We start from the raw sequence: 20,084 nt of genomic DNA on the forward strand, positions 1-20,084 counted from the left end.
GTACTTTTATTCTATTATTCAAATATTATCCAAATGCATCATCTTATTTTATTTTCAGAAAAAGAAAAACAACAGCTTTTAAAGAAACGTAAAGGCGAATCAAAATTTGGAGAACATATTCAGTTAGTACCTAACCTCACCAACATATACGATTCAATTGTTAATTTAGACGTTGACTATGTTGTTTTCGGTATCTGTGAAGATATTGGAGTTTATGCAAATCACGGAAATACAGGAACTTACAAAGCTTGGGAGGCAACTCTAAAAGTTTTGTTAAACATACAGAGCAATAGCTTTACTAATTCTAAACGTGTTTTAATTCTTGGCCACTTGGACTATACGGATGAGCGAGAAACGTTGCTCAAATTTAATACCTCGAAAAAGAAACAACTTTCTAAGGTTAGAAAATATGTAGAAACTATAGATAGTGATGTAAGCCATATAGTAACTTCAATTGTTAGGGCGGGAAAAGTTCCGATTATCATTGGTGGAGGCCACAATAATGCCTATGGTAATATTAAAGGTTGTGCTTTGGCTAATAACGGAAGAATAAATGTAGTTAATTTTGATGCCCATTCAGATTTTAGAGCTGAAGAAGGGAGACATAGCGGCAATGGCTTCAGTTATGCATTTGCTGAAGGGTTTTTGAAGAATTACTTCATATTTGGATTGCACGAAAACTACACCTCAGATAATTTATTTAAGACGCTGAAAAAGATAAAAAATCTGAAGTACACTACCTATGAAGCACTAGAAGTCAGAAATGAAACAGATTTTAATGCTGAACTAAAAATGGCTTTAGAACATGTTGCCGAAAAACGATTCGGAATCGAAATAGATTGTGATGCCATACAGCATATTCCTAGTAGTGCAATGACGCCTAGTGGTTTTAGTGTAAAACAAGCTCGACAATTCGTTAATTATTTCGGTCAACATGAAAATGCTATGTATTTACATATCTGCGAAGCTTCACCATCCAAGAAAACAGCAAACAAGGTTGGAAAACTGATTACGTATTTAATTACAGATTTCATTAGAGCACATGGCAATTAGAATCATTGATTTCGAAACACCTAATGCCAAAGCCTTTTACGATTTGAATATAGAATGGTTAAAAACCTTCTTCTATGTCGAACCCTTTGATGAAGAAGTCTTAAGTAATCCAAACAAGTATATTATAAACAAAGGTGGTTTTATTTTCTTCGCTATGAAAGAGGAAGAGGTCATTGGCACGGCTGCTTTAATGCCAACGGAAAATCCTGGAGTTTTAGAATTAACCAAAATGGCGGTATTACCAAAAGAACGTGGACAGAAAATTGGACAACTACTGCTACAACATTGTATTGATTTTGCGAGAGCTAAAGAATTAGAAGGACTACTCCTCTATTCCAGTACAAAATTAGAAAATGCAATCTACCTTTATAGAAAATACGGATTTAAGGAATTGGAACTTGAAAAGGACAGTCCTTATGTTCGTTCTGATATTAAGATGTTTTTAAAATTCTAATAATTCAAAATCTTCACAATCAGTCCCTCTATCATAACATAGAATTTCTAATGTTTCTAAAAGTAATTCGTTCAATTCTTCATTTTCTGGTTGAATAGCATAAGCTAATTTGAATTCTGAATAAGCACCAGAAATTCTACCCTTTTTTAATCGCCATTTACCAGATTTGAGCAAAAAATCAAAAGCATATTTATCTTTCTTAATGGACCACGCTAATTCTTGTTGATGTCGAAGTCTAGAGGCTTCCATCCATCTTGGAATAGTTAATGAAACTGCCAATGCTATAAAAAAGAACAAGATTATTCCAAAATTATAACCTCCTCTGTTTTTTGAAGGTTGAAGTTTGAATTCTCTGCTATAAGTTGGCACAACTGTGAACGAGCCTTTTCGTTGCATGGAAAATGGCTTACGAGGACGCATCGTATAAATCCATTTATGCATTCCGAAACCCATGAAACCCATAATACAATCTTTATAATATAAGTCTATAAATAGTGAGTAATGTTACCGTATTTATGGAATATATTAACTTGAAAGACTTGTTAGGTTTTTAAAACCTGACAGGTCTGAGAGTCTTTTTAAACCTCAAAGGTTTCAAATATCTTTGAGTTTTAAATATCTAATACAATTCCCGTTCTATAAGTTTTCTCAATTCTAAAATTGATATTCCATCCCTTATAATATCGTCAGTATTCCATTGTATAAAATCTATAGAGCCAACTTTTGTAATCGTATTAAATTCGCCTAAAATATGATCGAGATAAAGAAAAGCTAATGCTTTAGACTTTTCAGGATTAGCATCTAAATTTCTGATATAAATTTCTATATGGACTTTTTCCTGCTCCTCATCAATTTCAGTTCTTATCTTCATATCTGAAATTGGAAATTCTATACCATCAAAATTGAGTGAAATATCATCGTTTGGTTGTCTAAATTTTTTAACAATCCAATTTTCTAGATTGGGTTTGGCATCAAACAATTGTTGCGTTGGAATTATTCCATCCTTCATTCCATCTGGTGTAATGATTAGAACCACTTTTTTTTCAGAAAGCGTCATTTCAGGAAAAAGTAATGGATTGTACTTTTTAATTGCTTTTGTTAAACCGTTATAAATCGAATAATCTTGGAAATCAGAATGAATAAAAGCTTCAAGTTTGGTCTTATTTTTAACGACCCAATTCCAGAAATTTTCTTCTTTAGTTGATTTCTTGAATAGTGAAAATATCATTTTAATGTTTTACCTGCTGAATCTAAAATAAGTGATAGGAAAATTTCTGCTTTTAAATAAAATTGTGGCTTCTCATTAATTCCCCAAAGCTTTCAAAGAATCCAACTGACGTTGTAATTTTTCTATTTGCTCAGAATTATCTTCAACCTTTGGAATTCGCATTAAAGAATCCATTTGTTGCTCCATAATGTCTTCATCTTTTGGCGCTTCATTGTAATAATAGCCAATGCCTTCACTAGATCGCCAAGCTTCGTTGAGTTGACTGTACACTTCTTGATCCCAAGTGCTCGGATGTTTGACGTCTATCCAAATGACATCTCTGTATTCGCTATCAATCAAGACCAAATCTGGTGTAGCTGAACCATCAAATTGCTGGGCATCCGTTGAACTAATAGATGAAATAGTGCCTAAGAAAAACATACGCTTTCTACCTGCAATATTTTTTATATAAGGTCTAAACTCCACTGGTGTACTCGCATTCCAGTCGTATTCTTTTCGAGATTCCTTAACTTTTAAAGGCATGGCAGACACACCTGCATACCCTTGTTTTTTGGTCGCATGATCGTAATAATACATTTTATCGGTGCCGTCTGCGGGTACGAATACACTATAGCTTAAACTGGTGCGCTCGTCACCTACAGGTTCCAGTCCAAACCAATGGTACAAGCCACTATAAGCGTCTGAATTTGATCCTGAAAAATCAAAATCCGTTACATAAGGCTGTTGGTTCTGATCCTTAGGCATCAGCGGAATTTTTACAGCAGTTTTCATATTCCATGGTAAGGGATCGCTAAAACCACCCAGGAATTTCAAAGATTCGGCCTGTAATTGTGATACTTTTTCGGCTAAGGTATTCTGTTTCGTTAAAAATGGATAATTCTTAATCTCATCGGGACTCACAAAGGTACCCTTCCCAATTGTGATACGTTCCATATAATCATTTATATCATGCTCTCCACTATCAATGATCATAACACCACCAAACGAAGGATATGGAAAAAAGAAGCCTTTCCATTTAATTAAACTAACCACTTCTACCCAATTTCCAGCGTCGTTCTTCATATAAAACGTATCGCTTGGTTCATAATTAAAGAGCATCCATGGATTGAAACGTTGCACCACTGCATTATACGTGTTTCTGCTAAATTTTAAGGATTCGCCTATGGAAAACGTCACATCAATTCTATTTTCATTCGAAAATCTTGGGAATGGTGTGGTACTACTTACTGAAAACACTTCTTCGGTATTATCGCTAATACGTTGCATCACATACTTTTCACTTGGCTGAATCGCCATGGTCCATTTATTCTCAGTTCCGATTCTTACCAAATGTGGCAACGACACATCCTTGGTCTCGCCGACGCTTTCGTTGGCCATGGAAAAAATATTTCTTAATGGTTGAATTCGTTCATTTTGCGTTAATGGCAACTCATTGATTTCAACTTTGTTTAAACTGTTGAAAACATTATAAGTTTTCATATAGTCGTACATTTTATAATGCCAACCGATGACATAAAGGATACTAAAGAAGATAATAAGCAAGGCTAAAATCCCTAATCGTGTTCCTGTACTAGCACTTTTTCTAAATTTTCTTAATCCCAAAATAAGAATCAATAGACTCACTAAAATGATGAAAACATACTTCCGCAGAAATAGCAATAACGGTTGGTAATCGTCCCTAAAAAAGAACAGTAACACTAATAATAACAATGCGACGAAAATGGTAATTCGTTTTTGTTTGCCTCCTTTGTTCCAGTATGATTTTATCATATTTGATTTTTTGTCATTCTGAACTTGATTCAGAATCTTAAACTTTTTTATTAATTGAGATCCTGAAATAAATTCAGGATGACACTTTGTGTCACATCAATCCTTTGTCCTTCAAACGCTCCCTTGCGCTTTTTTCATTCATTGTCTTTTCTGGCTCGTTTTCAATTTCTTTTTTAGCTTCTTCAACTGCTTTATTGTCCTTGTTCTTTAAATCTTCTAAAAAGTCCTTTCCTTTTTCAACGACATCATCTAATTTGTCCTCGATAGAACCACTTTGTTCTTCGATGACTTCAGAAGATGAAATGATAAAACTAGCGATATAGGTTCCTAAAAGCGTACCCACAGCGAAGGATGCAAATGCGGAAACACCATTATAACTATTGAATACAGCAATTGGTGTTAGAAATTCCACAATTAATGCAGCAACCAAAACTAAGGTTACCACAAAAATAATTCGCGGTAAAAGTGATTGTTTATAAACGAACCCTTTTGGATTATCCGGACTCATTTGTAGCTCTTTGCTATTGACCATTTTGTTCAAAAAACGATACAATCCATTTCCGTTGGATTCTCTCCAATAGAGAAAAATTCCGAATAATATGGCTGCTATGAATATGACGAGTTCTATTCCCATGGTTTAAAAAGTTGGAAGTTGGAAGTTGGAAGCACGAAGTTTAAATTCACGTTTAAAAGTCAACTCACAACTTAATTTTATAATTTAGTTTTTTGTCATTCTGCGCTACGACGCAGAATCCATTAATAATTCCAATCTTTGGATAAATCGATCCAATTTATATTAGCCTCTTCTATTAAATCGATTTTCCATTGCCTATTCCAGTTTTTTAATTGTTTTTCTCTCTTAATAGCATCGTTAACATATTGAAAAGATTCAAAGTACATCAATTTATTTAAATTATATTTAGACGTAAAACCTTCGACAAGTTTGTTTTTATGCTCAATCATTCTTCGTTCTAAATCATTTGTTACACCAATGTATAAAGTTCCATTTTTCTTATTTGACAATATATAAACATAATATTGGTGGTAATTCCCTTTCATTTTAATAGATTCCGAATTCCCGACATTTCGGGACGGAATTACAGCAATTATAAAATTAGTCTAAAAAACTCAAATATTGTTACGAATCCTATCAATTACCCAATCCTTAAAGGAATCCTCCCAAGTTTCGTAACTCTTATAAAACTGCTCTTTATCATACCAATACAAGAACAACACATCTTTAGGTGCAATGTTGATGAGCAACTTATGAATTAAATCCCGATGCTCTGATGACAACGATGAATGCGGTTGATGCAAAGCAAAATAAAAAGATTGATCTACGATATCTTCAATTTTATAGGCGTTGCTTCGTTCTAACTTTTCAAGATATATTTCGACGCTCATCACCTGCTTTCTGGCATTGATGTCAATTTTGTTTAAATAACTTTTGAATAATACCTTATCATTCAAAATGTCTAAAATGGGATGCTCTGTATCTTTTAAGAACTGTGCTAATTCGTATTTTTTAATTCGGTCATAGTTTGGTGTGTTAATTATGTGTTCCAAATCACACTCTATAATAATATGGTCTTTTAGTTTATCAACTAATTCTGGTTGTTCAATATGATAAATCAGCACATCATGAATGGTATCTTTAATCGCTTCTTTATAATGCTCTTTACTTTCGAAAACAACAATCGGTTTAATAAAATCCCTAAGCAGATACACACCATCGAAAGCTCTGGTAAAGAAAGAACCTGTTGAAAAATGTAGAGGATGTAAACTTAAATCCCTATCTCGTAAATCGCCATAGGTTTTAGCGGAATCCAATAATTGTTGATGGATACCTTCGTCAATAAAATTATTACCTGTATTAAATTTATCAACTAAGTGTAATTGATCTTTCTGAATTTTCTCTAAATTGTCTATAAGTCTGAAAGTGATATTGACATTATCATATTTTAAAATATCTAAAGGTTCATAAAACACATCGATATTCTGATCAAAATCAATACAAATAGCTGAATCCCTTGTGATATCATTGATTTTTTGTCCATGTGTTCTAAATATGTGTTGCATCATTTCCTTATCAAAAGAATGAAACGGTAAATACACAGGTTTTCCTTTTTGTAAAGGTGAAATGATGATGCCATGCGGATTCGCATCGCCATGATTTAGGTATTGGGTATTCTTCTTTTCTTCTGCAATCTCTGGACTCCAACCTATGCCGTCAATAAAAAAAGAGGTGAGCTTGGTTTCCGTAAAACCTAGAGTTTTTAAACACTTGTTGTAACGCTCAACCAACTTCCCGCTGATAGGTATGAGTTCACTTCGGTATAAATTTGCTTGTTTTAGTTTTTGCATCTTGTTGCCACCTTTCGATTTCGCTCAAGATAAACTTCAGCGGTAATCTTATTTTTAAATTATTTTGACACGAATTTCACTAATTGTTACGTTGAGATTCACAGAGATTCACAGTGAAATTGATGTGCGGTTATATCATTAAAATTTTATTAATTTGAACATATTGCAATAACATAATTGTTTTTGCATCAATAATGTCGCCTGTTGCAATCATTTCTATCGCTTTTGAAAATTGAAGTTCCAATACCTCAATTTCTTCATCTTCACTTTCTACGCCTCCTCCTTTAGCCACTTTCATACTTTCGTCATAGTCGGCAATGAATAAAAACATTTTTTCGGTTAATGCGCCTGGTGAGGTATAAGCCTTTAATACTTGCTTGGCATCTTTTATTCTATAACCGACTTCTTCTTCGGTTTCTCTAATAATGGTTTCCAAAGCACTGTCGTTATTATCAATGGCTCCTGCACAAACTTCTATGGACATCCCTTCTTGGTCATTGACCTCATAAATTGGCATCCTGAATTGTCGCGTTAAGATTACTGTTCCCTTTTTAGAATTATATAATAAAATTGCAGCACCATTACCACGATTGTAAGACTCTCTCGACAATCGTTTCCATTCGCCATTTTTGAATCGATAATCGTAATCAATTCTATTTAGTGTTGCCCATTCTTTTGAGAGGGTTGTTTTTTTTATGTTTTTTAGTTTTGACACGAATTTCATGGATTTTCACGAATTATTTTTAAATCTAAAATCTTCAATCGTAAACCTTCAATCTTTTTTCCCAAACTGTTCTCTAGCCTCAGTTTCAATATTCAACTGATTCACTCTAGCATCTACTTTACGTTTAAAGTCTGTATCTGCGATGGTTGCTACATTATCTAAATAACGAATAACTTCTTGTCTTCTAATATCTGAAAAATTTAAACCTTTCATGTTCGATTTCATTAATTCTTGAAGCATATGAAACTTGGTTTCGTAATCCTTTTTGAAATATAGTTCAGGATTCTCAAACCAGTCTTTTTCCAAATCGAAATCGGTCAGTCTTAATGAAATTGCAGATTGAATATTACGCACATCCCTTGAGGAGAAAAATGGAAATATCTTCTGAATCTCTTTATATAAGGCTGCATAGAACATGTGATCATTAGTTTCATGAAGCTTTTCAACTTTATCAAAAGTTTCATGTACACGTTCTTCAGAAGGCTTTTCAACCAAATTGAGAATATCTCCCATGCTCTTTGCCAAACCTTGATCAGACAAGTATTTATAGGTTTCAGGATCGTCCATATTTACAAAATCTGGCATGGTATTTTGTAATTTTCGCCACCAAATGTAATCTTGATCTACGAAATCGTGCTCAGTTCGTGCGCCATCAATTTTAAATCGACCTTGAACACGCGAGATGACCGCTTTATCTAACATTTCAGGTAAATTGGTAAATAAGCCTATTGAACTGTTCCCGTAATTCACGGCATACGCGCCTTCTGTATATCTTAAAAATACGCCAATCACTTCTTTGACACCAGCGGACACACCTTGTGCTGTTCGTTCTTGAAGGTTATTTTCGGCATCATCTATTGGTGCAAATATCAATTTGGTAGGATCTTGCAAAGGTTTCATCCATTCCACCATTTTTTCGGCAGAACCACCTTGAAATGTAGATATTAACGTATCTGGCATGGGATGGAACAAAAAGGGAATATCCAAATTATCGGAATGTTCTTTGAGTCTGGTTGCAATAGCTGCTATCAACATACTTTTACCGGTTCCTGGAATACCATAACCCATAAATACTGGCATAAAACCACCTAATTCCTGAAACGGATTTTTCTGGGCTTCAAAATCGTAGCTCAACATACGTTCCGTTAAACGACGTGCAAAATGCTTGGCATCTCGATTTCCTACAATTTGTTCGAATTGAATTTTGTTGAATTCGATACTTTTAGCTGTACCTTGAAATACGTTTTCCCAACCAGAAACTGCGAAGTCTGAGTTTTCTAACTTATAAGTTCTATCTACAATGGTTTCCGTGTATTCTAAACTGCTTTTACGTAATTGAATTTCATCAATCAAAGCTTCAAAATAAACCACCGTAAAATCTATGACATCTTTATCGGATTTGATGATTTCAGGATGGCCTAAATATTTGTCATAATAAAACAACTGACACGAAACTCCTTTTAAAGGTGTCATAAACGAAACCTCTGGAATGCCAGCAAATTTCTGTTTCATAACCGATAAATCATCTGAAGCATGTGGTTTTAAATCGTGTAAAACTTTATATGCCGTGGCGAATAACATAAACGCCGTCGCTGTGTGCATTTTGCTCTCGTATTCACGTTTTCCAGAGCTATCCAAAGCCGATTTATTTTCGCTTAAACTCGATAAACCAGAAGCATCATAATAAGAATCCTTAATCCAAATACCTAAGGTTAAGCCTTCTTGAACAGCAAACAGCGTGTGATTTAATTTTACAGGAAGTGCAACCGATTCTGGCAATAACCGTTTCTTTAAAGCTAAAATGGTCTTTGAAACCGAAGTGACATTAACATTACTTCCATTATTCGCTCTAGACAAATACAGTAATATAGATTCGTCCTTGGCATCATTATCTTTATTTTTTGCGCGTTGGCTTTGTTCCCATTGTATGGATTTTAGATAGGACGTTGCTTCATCGCGAAGCATATCTAGTTCGTTTTGTTTTATGGGGAATGTTGAGTTGTGTTCCATTTTTAAGTTTTCAGTTGGCAGTCTTCAGTCCGCAGTTCTTACTGTTGTGGCTTATTGTTGCTTTTAAATTAGTCTTGAGTCATAAGTATGCAGTCTTCAGTACTTACTGTTGTGATTTACTGTTACTTTTAATTTGTTTATCTTTTACAATCCGAATTTATTGGGATTTTTCATCATATAATTGATGAGTTTACCTATTTCTTCACTTTTATATTGTAATTCTTGTCTCTTTTCTCCTGAAATATATTCACATGCTAGAGCAAAATCTAACCATAGCTGTTTTTCTGAATTTTCACTATCAGCATCAGATAATTTGCTTTTAAAATGCTTTTCGTATTGTCTTTTCCTATAACCTTCTGCGATATTTGAACAAACCGACCTACTAGACCTCACTATTTGCGATGTTAAGCCAAACATTTCAGATTTAGGAAACTCTTTAGACAATTGAAAAATTTCCATTGCCAAATCGAATCCTTTTTGATAAGCCAATAATGTTTTGAAACTCATTGTTTAGTTTTCAGTTTTCAGTACACAGTCTTCAGTAAAAACATTTACGAACTTGCTTTTATTTTTTATTCTAATAATTCTTTCAAACTAATATTACTATTGTTAAATATTACCTTCTGCAACTGCCAACTGTGGACTGCGCACTGAGGACTTATTTAACTTTGAGTTCAGAAATCTGAATAGGACCTTGTGCCAATTTATTCATAACTTCTGGTGTTTTATTGTAAAGCATTTGAATGATTCTATGTGGGGCGAAAACATAGCGTTCCCTATACATTGCATCCCATTTTTGAAACGTTCGTTTACTAAAAAAACCACCTTCCTTAAATTCACCGCCCGATTTTAATTCATCTATTTTAAAGGAAATAGCATACGATTCCAATGGAATTTCTTTGTTAGCTATGCCTTGTAAAATAGCATGTGTCACTTTGTTTTCGTCTTTGGCGAACACATTGTGAATTGGTCCTAAATCGACCCGTTTTATTAACTTTGGTAAAACATCAGGCAAACGTTTATCTATTCCATAAGCCATAGTATCTAAAGACATTTCTCTATCGGCAACCGTTTTTAGTGCTGAATATATTTCGTCACGCTCTTTTTGAGGATCTTTTCCATCGTAATTGAAATACATGTAACAGATAAATGGTCTGTTATGCGATACATCATAAAAACTCCAACTTACCAAATGCTCGGCAGGCGACCCTTCTGGTGCTTGAATAATTTTACCTTGTACAAAACGGTTAAAAATATATTCTTTCTTGGCCGATGTATAATAAACTATCGAAGCCGCTTGAAAGAGTTTCCGTTTAGTAATCGGTTCCTTTTTTCGCATCAGCGTATCTAAAAACTCAGATTTCAAAGTATCGATATCCGTGAGCTTCCCTAAATAATCTTCACGTAGTGCGAGGTCGTTAAACAGATATCGGAATTCTAAATAATTGGGGAAACTAGAATCCGTTAAATCGACTTTCATGTTTTCCTCATCGTCATACATGTATTTTACACGCATGGCTTCAATGGAATACAACAATAAATCACAATATTGCTTAAATAAGAGTACTTCTTGCGCGTTCAGAATTTGCTTTTGTTGAACCGCAACAATGAGTTCCTTAAGTGAAAAATCTATCATTTTGTGATAGAACACGTATTGCTCTTTAGAGTCTAATATTGCTGAGTCTAATGGTGTTACTATCATTTCAGTGGTCAGTTGGCAGTATTCAGTTGGCAGTATGCCACGAATACCTTAAACGTATTATTTAAAAAAATTAATGAAAATTAAATAGATCCACAGTATTTAGTGACATTTTGACTGCCAACTGAATACTGTAGACTGCAGATTATTTTTTTATCCTAGCAGATCATCATCACTAGCTTTTGGTTTTGGTTCCCCTGTCGGTTCTCCTCCTCCATCACCTGATGGTGCATTTGCGTCTGCCTTGTAGTATTCATCAAAAATTTCTTTCATATCAATACCATAACGATCGGCGAAGTTTTTCTGAATTTCGGCATCTTTTGTTCTTATTTCACCTAAAGCTTCAGCGTAACTTCCGTAAACGCCTTGCATCACTTTTTCGTGAACTGGAATATTATCCATCATTTCCTGACGTGCTTTAGCACTTGCGGTATGCATTGCTGCCAGCGTTTCGCCAATATGCTCATCGGTTTTAACACCTAAATGCTCTAAAATAGCTGCGAATTCTTGATCTGTTCTCGCTTTTAAAGCCACCACATAACCATCGTAGTACTTCAAACGCTCGTCGGTATCTGACTTTAATTTTGCGCGATGCGTTTGTAAATTGCTACGCAGTGAGGTCAAAACTTTGATAGTAAGATTATGCTTATGAACAAAACTATCTTTTGAAGCTGCTAAAGTGGTGTAGGCATTTTTAAGGCCTTCTAGCTCCTCAACCTTCTGCTCTAAAGTGGTTACTTTTTCCAAGGCTTCAGAATATTCAGTGGATTGTTTGTCCGCAACCTCTTCCAATGCTTGTCTAGCTTGTTTTAAAAGTGCGTACTGCTCTTCGAGCTTACTTTCAACTTCTTTCTTTTTTTCAAGTGCTTTTGTATGGTTCTTAGAAGCTTCTAAAATGGCTGTTTTTAGACTTTCTTCAACTTCCTTAATTTCGATTTCCCTATCTTTTAGTCGCTTGATAGCCGCCTGACTTTTAAATGATAATTCATTTAACAAGGTCTGCACATCAGCCGTTTCAATACGTTGCTGGAACATGGCCTTCGCCTTATTATCTGAAGCATCACGTTCTTTCTGTGCATTTTGAAGCTCCTGCTCGGCATCCCTGATTTTGCTTTTTCGTCCCCAAAGGTTGTTCCACCATGTGTCTGGTTTATTTTTGGCGTCTTCGAGTTCAACTTTAGCACGTTCCAAACGTTTTACAGCATCATCTATTATTTTTTGCTCTGCAGCGTTCAATGCTGAAAAGCCTTCGAACATAATACCGACTTCATCTTGATAATCCGTTAAGTCCTTTATGGCGTCTAACAGCGTAGTTCTATCTTTTTCGGCCATGTCCACCACATTATCCAATGTGGCATTTAATATTTTCTGACGACTTTCAGGATCATCTTCTTGAGCCAATTTTGACTTCATTTGGTCAATGGCCTTTCCCCAATTTACATCTACTTTTTCAGTTTTTTCGTTGGAATTTGTTTCTAATAAATCAAAATCATCAGACATATTTTTAGTGTGTTATTAAGTTGAACAATTTTAGGATAACAATTTCGGTAAATTTTTAAGACTACAAAAACATTACTTACTAAAATATATGTAGTTATATCTTTAAAATTGTTACACCGATAATTTATTTTTTGTGATTTATTAATTGTTGAACGACGAATCGGAAAAAATTCCAATTCAAATCAGATTAGGTTTTTTTTATCATTAAATTAGGTTAAATACCTAATTGTTAACAAATCGAAAAATGTTGAATTTTACTTAAAAACACTGTGTTTTATCGAATATTTACAACTGTTAATCGGTAAAAATGTTGATTAAAAATGGTAAATATTTTAAAATTAAGTATTTAACATTAAGTTTTTTTCTATCTTAGCAGTCTAGAACCCAACTCTAAAGACGTAAATTATGTTTAACAACCTGCTTTCCAAAGCATTGATCGTGACTACTACGCAACTTACCATGATTTTAATCGCTGTAGCGTCTATATTTCTAGTTTTTATTCTTATAGCCATTGTGAAGATGTATAAATTAAAAGCTGAAAACAAGAAATTAATGCAAACTAACGCCTATAAGGATTATGAAAATTCTGATAAGGATATTCCTAGTGGACATCTTTATGGGGATAATTAAATTATTTGTTTATGGAGTTTTTGTTTTCATTTTTTTCAGAGGCTTTATCAAATAATACGTCTGTAAAAATCATCAATATTTTATCGATTGGGTTTGTAACTATGACCATATTATGGATTCTATCATTTCTTAAGTCTAAAAAATTAAAAGCTAAAATAAAACACTTGGAAAATAAGCTTTAAAAAAAAATACTAACAAAAAAGCCAGCAAAATTGCTGGCTTTTCTGTTTACAAACGGTTCGTTTTATCTCACCAATTTTTTATACTTAATTCGTTTAGGCATTAAATCACCACCCAAACGTTTCTTCTTATTTTCTTCGTATTCACTAAATCCACCTTCAAAGAAATAGACTTGTGAATTGCCTTCAAATGCTAAGATATGCGTACAGATTCTATCCAAAAACCACCTGTCGTGACTAATCACAACGGCACAGCCAGCAAAGTTTTCCAAACCTTCTTCCAATGCACGTAATGTGTTAACATCTAAATCGTTAGTAGGCTCATCTAAAAGCAATACATTACCTTCTTCTTTTAGGGTCATTGCAAGGTGCAAACGATTACGTTCACCACCAGAAAGTAATTTTACCTTTTTATTCTGCTCTCCTCCAGAGAAATTAAATCGACTTAAATAGGCTCTGGAATTGACTTCCTTTCCACCCATCATTACCAACTCTTGCTCATCGCTAAAGTTTTGCCAAATCGTTTTTTCTGGGTCAATATTAGAATGCTTTTGATCCACATAGGCAATCTTTGCGGTTTCCCCTACTTTAAATTCTCCTTTGTCAGCATTTTCCTCACCCATAATCATTCTGAATATAGTGGTTTTACCCGCTCCATTTGGACCAATAACTCCTACAATTCCTGCTTGTGGCAGATTGAAATTTAAATCATCATATAATAATTTATCTTCATATCCTTTAGCAACACCAGAAGCTTCAATAACATTGGTTCCCAATCGCGGTCCATTTGGGATGTAGATTTCCAATTTTTCGTCAAGTTGTTTTTGGTCTTGACTCATTAATTTGTCATAATTCTTCAAACGTGCCTTTTGCTTCGTTTGTCGTCCTTTGGCACCTTGACGCACCCAATCTAGCTCACGTTCTAAGGTCTTTTGACGTTTAGAAGCCGTTTTACTTTCCTGAGCCATACGTTTCGATTTTTGATCTAACCAAGACGAGTAGTTGCCTTTCCAAGGAATCCCTTCACCTCTATCGAGTTCTAAAATCCAGCCAGCCACATTGTCCAAGAAATACCTATCGTGGGTTACGGCAATAACAGTTCCTTTGTATTGTGCTAAATGATGTTCTAACCAATGCACCGATTCTGCATCTAAGTGGTTGGTAGGCTCATCTAATAATAAAACATCTGGTTCTTGTAATAATAGACGGCATAAGGCCACGCGACGACGTTCTCCTCCAGAAAGTACACCTATTTTCTTATCGCCATCTGGTGTGCGCAAAGCATCCATAGCAATTTCTAACTTGGTATCTAATTCCCAAGCATTAGCCGCATCAATTTGATCTTGCAATTCCGCTTGGCGATTCATGAGTTTTTCCATTTTATCAGCGTCACTGTAGACTTCTTCTAAACCAAATTTCTCATTGATACTATTGTATTCATCTAAAATGGCAACGGTTTCTGCAGCACCTTCTCTCACAACTTCCATTACCGTTTTATCGTCATCCAATTGTGGTTCTTGTTCTAAATACCCAACAGTATAACCTGGTTGAAATACCACATCACCTTGATAGTTTTTATCTACTCCAGCTATTATTTTCAGTAAAGTGGATTTACCTGAACCGTTAAGACCGAGTATTCCAATCTTAGCGCCATAGAAGAAACTTAGGTATATATTTTTTAAAACCGGAGTGTTTGCTCCCGGAAAGGTCTTAGTGAGACCAGACATTGCGAAAATTACTTTTTTATCGTCAGACATAATGATTTACGATTTTTGATTTACAATTTTTGATTTGAGCGTGATTGATTACTACCACTGGGACTGAAAACTAATTTACTCTCTTCCTTTTGTTTTATATTTTACGACTTACAAAAATTAAAATACTTGCTTTGCAAAGTATCTATTTTAATTTTTATAAGCTACCCTTTGCTTGGGTTTTAAACTCTTCCTTTTAATGCATTGAAAACCCATGCAATACAGAAAAATCCACCACCTACGGCAGCAAATCCCCAACCTGCAACATCATCATATCTAAATGCTCCAAGTGCAATTAGGCCGCAACCTACAAATATCATTATCCATGTCGCCCAAGACAGTACTGTATTTTTATTCATTGCCATATTCAATCTTAGTTTTGTTAGTTAGTTATAGAAGTGATTTAAACTTATTCCATTCGCTAAAAAATTGCGCTTTTTTGTTCATTTTTCGTCTTTTTTTCTTTCCGTAGCGATGCTATGCAAATAAAAAAAAGCCTTCAACTAGCCAAAAAATCACTAATTTTCGCTTAAATGTTAAATGTTAAAATCACTTCAAATACAAATATCGTATTTTAAATAAAAAAAACATCACAATATGTGATGCTTCTACTACAAATGAACTTAAAATTATAATTTAAGCATAGGAACTTCTATCAATAACAATTCGCAATCTGATTTTGATCTGATATTAAAACTTTCTGTTTCTGAAATACCTATAGCATCTCTTGTATCTAAAGTTTCTCCTTCTATTTCTGCTTTTCCAAATATGTTCAAAACATAAACACCTTGATTTTCATTTTCTATAACATAGTCAAAGGTAGTTCCTTCTGATAAATCAATTCTTGAAATTTTTACATCTTGATGAATTTTTAAACTGTTTTCATGTTCATCTTCAAATGAGGTCACTAAAGTTTGAAGTTTTCCCTTTCGTTCTTCAGCATTAAACATTTTTTGATCGTAACGCGGTTGAACATTGCGCTTTTGGGGAATGATCCAAATTTGAAACAAACTCAAATGTTCATCAGAAGATCCATTAATTTCAGAATGTTGTACGCCCGTTCCTGCTGACATCACTTGAACTTCCCCAGGCACTACAGGTATCCAATCGTTATTCATATTATCGCGATGTTTTAGAACGCCCTTCAATGGAATGGTTATAATTTCCATATTTTCATGAGGATGTGTACCAAAGCCCATTTTTGGTGCAATAATATCATCGTTTAGGACTCTTAGCGCTCCAAAATGAACGCGTTCAGGATTGTTCCAACTGGCGAAACTAAAGGAGTGATTGGCCTGTAACCATCCATGGTTGGCGAATCCTCTGCTTTCTGCTTTGTGTGTTATTTTTTTCATATTAATTTTATTTTCTTAAAATCGAGAAGCTCTTGTTTATTTTATCAATAATACCTTACAAGGTTTTACAAACCTTGCAGGACAGTCAATCTTAACGCATTTTGTCCAAAAGATTACTCAAAAGCTCTGCCTCTTCTTCATTTAAATTTTTGAGTAAATCTTTATTCAAATCTTTCGGAATTACTTTTAATAATTCTATTCCTGTTTTAGTAATTACAATTTTTACGACACGTCGATCATTTTCAGAAGGCAAACGCTCAATTAGATTTTTTGCGCAGAGCTTATCCATTAGTCGCGTGGCATTTGGCGAACGTTCTAACATTCTATCTTTAATGGTCTGAACTTTTAAAGGCTCACCTGCGCCTTTCAAAATCCTTAGAATATTGTACTGTTGAGGTGAAATCCCAAAAGGTTTAAAAAATTCGTTTTGAGCACTTGTAATCCAGTTGGCTGTATAAATAATATTCAACAATGCCTTAACTCGATTATTCCCAAAGCTTGAATTGATATCTTTTTCTAAATTTCCCATTTGTTTAGTCCTCAGTTCCCCATTGTCCTTCGGACATTTCCCCTAAGGAGAAAATTGACAGTCCTCAGTAAGCAGTTAATAGTGCTAACTTTCAATCTTAAGACATGCGATTTTTGTCTTAAGTTTAAGTCTTTTTCGTTCTTCTATTGTCTTTCGTTTTTCTTCTCATTTCGCTAAGACAAAACCAGCTATACCTTGACATCATTATACTTATCAGTTTCTTCTAATACTTTTTTAGCGTATGGACAACTTGCTGACACATGTATGTCGTTTTTTCGAGCAAAATTAACAACAGCATCAATTAACTTTTCTCCAAGATTTTGACCTCTATAATTATCATCTATTTCAGTATGGTTAATGTCGATGATATGATCTTTTACATATACATAAGTGCATTCTCCAACCTCTGTTCCTTCATTTATAAGATAAAATCTATTTCTATTTGTGGATTCTTCGTGTTTCAATTCCATAATTAAAGACTGTTTTTAAATTGTTCGACTTCTTTTAATAATTCTTTATTTAATTCTTCATTTATAATTTTTCCGTCTGAAAAATTATTACCAAAAGACGGTAAAGAAAACTGACCGACTATATGCGCATCATGTCTAGGAAAACGCTCTAATGCCATTTCTAAAACCGATTGCCCTCCTCTTGCTCCTGGAGATGACGCCATTAAAAGCATAGGCTTGCCTAACCAATTTTTCTGCTCTGCTCTGGACAACCAATCGAATAAATTTTTAAATACAGTGGAATATGCGCCGTTGTGTTCTGCTAATGACAGTACGATACCGTCTGCATTTTTCAATAGACCTAAAAATTTAGTAGCATTTTCTGGTATGCCTTCTTTTGCCTCCAAATCCTTACTATAGATTGGTAAACCGAAATTATTTAGATCTAAAACTGTAGTTTCAGTGTTCTCAACAAGAGATGCAGCGTAAGTAGCTAGCTGTTTGTTAATTGAATCTGAACTATGGCTGCCTGCAAAGGCTATAATTTTTTTCATGTTTAATTTTTTTGTTGTTATAAATTTACGACAATACTATTTATATTCCAAGGAATATAATTCCATGTTTTATATTTTAACAAAACATTCACTTTCGCAACATCGAATCGTTTTGTAAATTCGTGCAAAAGAAAGATAAGTTATAACCTCAAAATATACCCACTTTTGTGGGCCGTAAACTATGGATATCAAATTCAACCAAAACGAAGACCACAATAAGCTTTTAGTTTCTGATCTTAAAAAGCGTTTCGCTCAAGTAAAATTGGGTGGTGGCGAAAAAAGTATTGAGAAGCATCATAGTAAAGGTAAAATGACAGCGCGTGAGCGCATAAATTATCTTTTAGACCCAAAAGCCAAATCCATAGAGATTAGTGCTTTTGCTGGAGAAGGTATGTATGAACAATATGGTGGTTGCCCATCTGGAGGTGTTGTTGTAAAAATGGGATACATTAAAGGCAAACAATGTATTGTCGTCGCCAATGATGCTACAGTTAAAGCTGGTGCTTGGTTTCCCATAACAGGAAAAAAGAATTTACGTGCTCAAGAGATTGCTATAGAAAATAGATTACCGATCATTTATTTAGTGGATAGTGCTGGTGTATTTCTGCCTATGCAGGACGAAATTTTCCCAGACAAAGAACATTTTGGACGTATTTTTAGAAACAATGCCGTGATGAGCAGTATGGGAATTACCCAAATTGCTGCAGTTATGGGAAGTTGCGTTGCAGGCGGCGCCTATTTACCGATTATGAGCGACGAAGCTTTGATCGTTGACAAAACCGGAAGTATTTTCTTAGCAGGAAGTTATTTGGTTAAAGCAGCCATTGGCGAATCCATAGATAATGAAACTTTAGGAGGCGCTACGACGCATTGTGAAATTTCGGGTGTTACGGATTATAAAGCTAAGGATGATAAGGATGCGTTAGACAAGATAAAATCGATAGTCGATAAAATTGGTGATTTTGACAAAGCAGGTTACAATAGAGCTGAATCTAAAAAGCCTAAAGAAAATCCGGAAGATATTTACGGCATTCTACCTAAAAGCAGAGCGGATCAATATGACATGAAGGAGATTATAAAACGTTTGGTAGATGGTTCTGAATTTGACGAATACAAACAAGATTATGGTAAAACGATTATCACGGCTTACGCCAGAATTGAAGGTTGGGCCGTTGGAATCGTTGCCAACCAACGGAAATTGGTGAAGACCAAAAAAGGCGAAATGCAGTTTGGAGGTGTGATTTATAACGACTCAGCCGATAAAGCCACACGTTTTATTGCGAATTGCAATCAGAAAAAAATCCCTTTGGTATTTTTACAAGATGTTACAGGATTTATGGTTGGTAGCAAATCGGAACACTCCGGCATCATAAAAGATGGCGCCAAAATGGTAAATGCAGTAAGCAATTCTGTAGTCCCAAAATTTACGATTGTTTTAGGCAATAGTTATGGCGCAGGAAATTATGCCATGTGCGGGAAAGCTTATGATCCAAGATTAATTGCAGCTTGGCCAAGTGCTGAACTGGCTGTTATGAGCGGAAATTCTGCAGCGAAAGTTTTGCTTCAAATTGAAACGGCTTCACTTAAAAAGAGAGGAGAAACCATAACCAAAGCGAAAGAAGAGGAATTGTTCAACAAAATAAAAGACAGGTATGACGATCAAGTCTCTCCATATTATGCCGCTTCCCGAATTTGGACCGATGGTGTCATTGACCCTTTAGACACCAGAACTTGGATCAGTATGGGTATTGAAGCAGCCAACCACGCTCCTATTGAAAAGCCTTTTAATATGGGTGTTTTGCAAGTTTGATATGACCGAACGCACATCCCAA

Annotated in this window: 21 protein-coding genes; 4 read left to right on the forward strand and 17 right to left on the reverse strand. The window is 34.6% G+C overall.

Features of this window, described 5'->3' with window-relative positions; translation table 11 throughout:
• Nucleotides 1-33: 33 nt before the first annotated feature.
• Both HM987_RS10640 and HM987_RS10645 read left to right on the forward strand, forming a co-directional pair.
• A complete protein-coding gene (locus tag HM987_RS10640) occupies nt 34-1,053 on the forward strand; it encodes a formimidoylglutamase (protein ID WP_179007907.1) in 1,020 nt (339 codons plus the stop codon).
• Nucleotides 1,043-1,507 (forward strand): GNAT family N-acetyltransferase, encoded by a 465-nt coding sequence (locus HM987_RS10645; RefSeq protein WP_179007909.1) that lies wholly within the window; start codon nt 1,043-1,045, stop codon nt 1,505-1,507. The genes HM987_RS10640 and HM987_RS10645 overlap by 11 nt, the downstream gene beginning before the upstream one ends.
• Here HM987_RS10645 and HM987_RS10650 read toward each other — a convergent pair.
• The 11 genes from HM987_RS10650 to HM987_RS10700 all read right to left on the reverse strand — a co-directional run bounded on the left by HM987_RS10650 (nt 1,496) and on the right by HM987_RS10700 (nt 12,802).
• On the reverse strand, nt 1,496-1,969 hold the full coding sequence (locus HM987_RS10650; protein ID WP_179007911.1) for a hypothetical protein: 474 nt from the start codon (nt 1,967-1,969) through the stop codon (nt 1,496-1,498). The two genes, HM987_RS10645 and HM987_RS10650, sit on opposite strands and share 12 nt — an antisense overlap.
• Before the next feature lie 157 nt (nt 1,970-2,126).
• Nucleotides 2,127-2,735, reverse strand: coding sequence for a hypothetical protein (locus HM987_RS10655; protein ID WP_179007913.1), 609 nt, complete (start codon nt 2,733-2,735; stop codon nt 2,127-2,129).
• A 75-nt stretch (nt 2,736-2,810) separates the two neighbouring features.
• Nucleotides 2,811-4,505: a hypothetical protein gene (locus HM987_RS10660; protein WP_179007915.1), complete on the reverse strand. Its 1,695-nt coding sequence runs from the start codon at nt 4,503-4,505 to the stop codon at nt 2,811-2,813.
• A 91-nt stretch (nt 4,506-4,596) separates the two neighbouring features.
• Nucleotides 4,597-5,139, reverse strand: a complete 543-nt coding sequence (locus tag HM987_RS10665) for a hypothetical protein (protein WP_179007916.1) — start codon at nt 5,137-5,139, stop codon at nt 4,597-4,599.
• 122 nt (nt 5,140-5,261) lie between these two features.
• Nucleotides 5,262-5,564: a GIY-YIG nuclease family protein gene (locus tag HM987_RS10670; RefSeq protein WP_179007917.1), complete on the reverse strand. Its 303-nt coding sequence runs from the start codon at nt 5,562-5,564 to the stop codon at nt 5,262-5,264.
• Nucleotides 5,565-5,633: 69 nt separating this feature from the next.
• Complete coding sequence (locus tag HM987_RS10675) at nt 5,634-6,869, reverse strand: DUF6638 family protein (RefSeq protein ID WP_179007918.1); 1,236 nt, start codon at nt 6,867-6,869, stop codon at nt 5,634-5,636.
• A 130-nt stretch (nt 6,870-6,999) separates the two neighbouring features.
• Nucleotides 7,000-7,593 (reverse strand): NUDIX domain-containing protein, encoded by a 594-nt coding sequence (locus tag HM987_RS10680; RefSeq protein ID WP_179007919.1) that lies wholly within the window; start codon nt 7,591-7,593, stop codon nt 7,000-7,002.
• Between the two features lie 48 nt (nt 7,594-7,641).
• On the reverse strand, nt 7,642-9,603 hold the full coding sequence (locus tag HM987_RS10685; protein ID WP_179007920.1) for an AAA family ATPase: 1,962 nt from the start codon (nt 9,601-9,603) through the stop codon (nt 7,642-7,644).
• A 144-nt stretch (nt 9,604-9,747) separates the two neighbouring features.
• Nucleotides 9,748-10,110, reverse strand: a complete 363-nt coding sequence (locus tag HM987_RS10690) for a four helix bundle protein (RefSeq protein ID WP_179007921.1) — start codon at nt 10,108-10,110, stop codon at nt 9,748-9,750.
• Between the two features lie 151 nt (nt 10,111-10,261).
• Nucleotides 10,262-11,305 (reverse strand): hypothetical protein, encoded by a 1,044-nt coding sequence (locus HM987_RS10695; protein ID WP_179007922.1) that lies wholly within the window; start codon nt 11,303-11,305, stop codon nt 10,262-10,264.
• Nucleotides 11,306-11,455: 150 nt separating this feature from the next.
• On the reverse strand, nt 11,456-12,802 hold the full coding sequence (locus HM987_RS10700) for a coiled-coil domain-containing protein (RefSeq protein WP_179007923.1): 1,347 nt from the start codon (nt 12,800-12,802) through the stop codon (nt 11,456-11,458).
• Nucleotides 12,803-13,207: 405 nt separating this feature from the next.
• Between HM987_RS10700 and HM987_RS10705 the strand changes: the two genes are divergently transcribed.
• Nucleotides 13,208-13,432, forward strand: coding sequence for a hypothetical protein (locus HM987_RS10705; protein WP_179007924.1), 225 nt, complete (start codon nt 13,208-13,210; stop codon nt 13,430-13,432).
• A gap of 244 nt (nt 13,433-13,676) precedes the next feature.
• Here HM987_RS10705 and ettA read toward each other — a convergent pair whose 3' ends face one another.
• From ettA to HM987_RS10735, 6 genes are all read right to left on the reverse strand, one after another.
• Entirely contained in the window at nt 13,677-15,368 is a 1,692-nt protein-coding gene (gene ettA, locus HM987_RS10710) for an energy-dependent translational throttle protein EttA (protein WP_179007926.1), read from the reverse strand.
• Nucleotides 15,369-15,547: 179 nt separating this feature from the next.
• The gene (locus HM987_RS10715; protein WP_173301102.1) at nt 15,548-15,730 is read right to left on the reverse strand and encodes a CAL67264 family membrane protein; all 183 of its coding nucleotides are present in this window, start codon (nt 15,728-15,730) and stop codon (nt 15,548-15,550) included.
• A gap of 264 nt (nt 15,731-15,994) precedes the next feature.
• Complete coding sequence (locus HM987_RS10720) at nt 15,995-16,720, reverse strand: pirin family protein (protein WP_179007928.1); 726 nt, start codon at nt 16,718-16,720, stop codon at nt 15,995-15,997.
• A 91-nt stretch (nt 16,721-16,811) separates the two neighbouring features.
• On the reverse strand, nt 16,812-17,249 hold the full coding sequence (locus HM987_RS10725; RefSeq protein ID WP_179007930.1) for a MarR family winged helix-turn-helix transcriptional regulator: 438 nt from the start codon (nt 17,247-17,249) through the stop codon (nt 16,812-16,814).
• A 188-nt stretch (nt 17,250-17,437) separates the two neighbouring features.
• Complete coding sequence (locus tag HM987_RS10730) at nt 17,438-17,719, reverse strand: GNAT family N-acetyltransferase (protein WP_179007932.1); 282 nt, start codon at nt 17,717-17,719, stop codon at nt 17,438-17,440.
• A 2-nt stretch (nt 17,720-17,721) separates the two neighbouring features.
• Nucleotides 17,722-18,252 carry an NADPH-dependent FMN reductase gene (locus HM987_RS10735; protein ID WP_179007934.1) on the reverse strand — a complete coding sequence of 177 codons (531 nt, stop codon included), beginning with the start codon at nt 18,250-18,252 and terminating at the stop codon, nt 17,722-17,724.
• 181 nt (nt 18,253-18,433) lie between these two features.
• Between HM987_RS10735 and HM987_RS10740 the strand changes: the two genes are divergently transcribed.
• On the forward strand, nt 18,434-20,062 hold the full coding sequence (locus tag HM987_RS10740) for an acyl-CoA carboxylase subunit beta (protein WP_179007935.1): 1,629 nt from the start codon (nt 18,434-18,436) through the stop codon (nt 20,060-20,062).
• Nucleotides 20,063-20,084: the final 22 nt, after the last annotated feature.

Source organism: Winogradskyella forsetii, from assembly GCF_013394595.1.
Classification (GTDB): Bacteria; Bacteroidota; Bacteroidia; order Flavobacteriales; family Flavobacteriaceae; genus Winogradskyella; species Winogradskyella forsetii.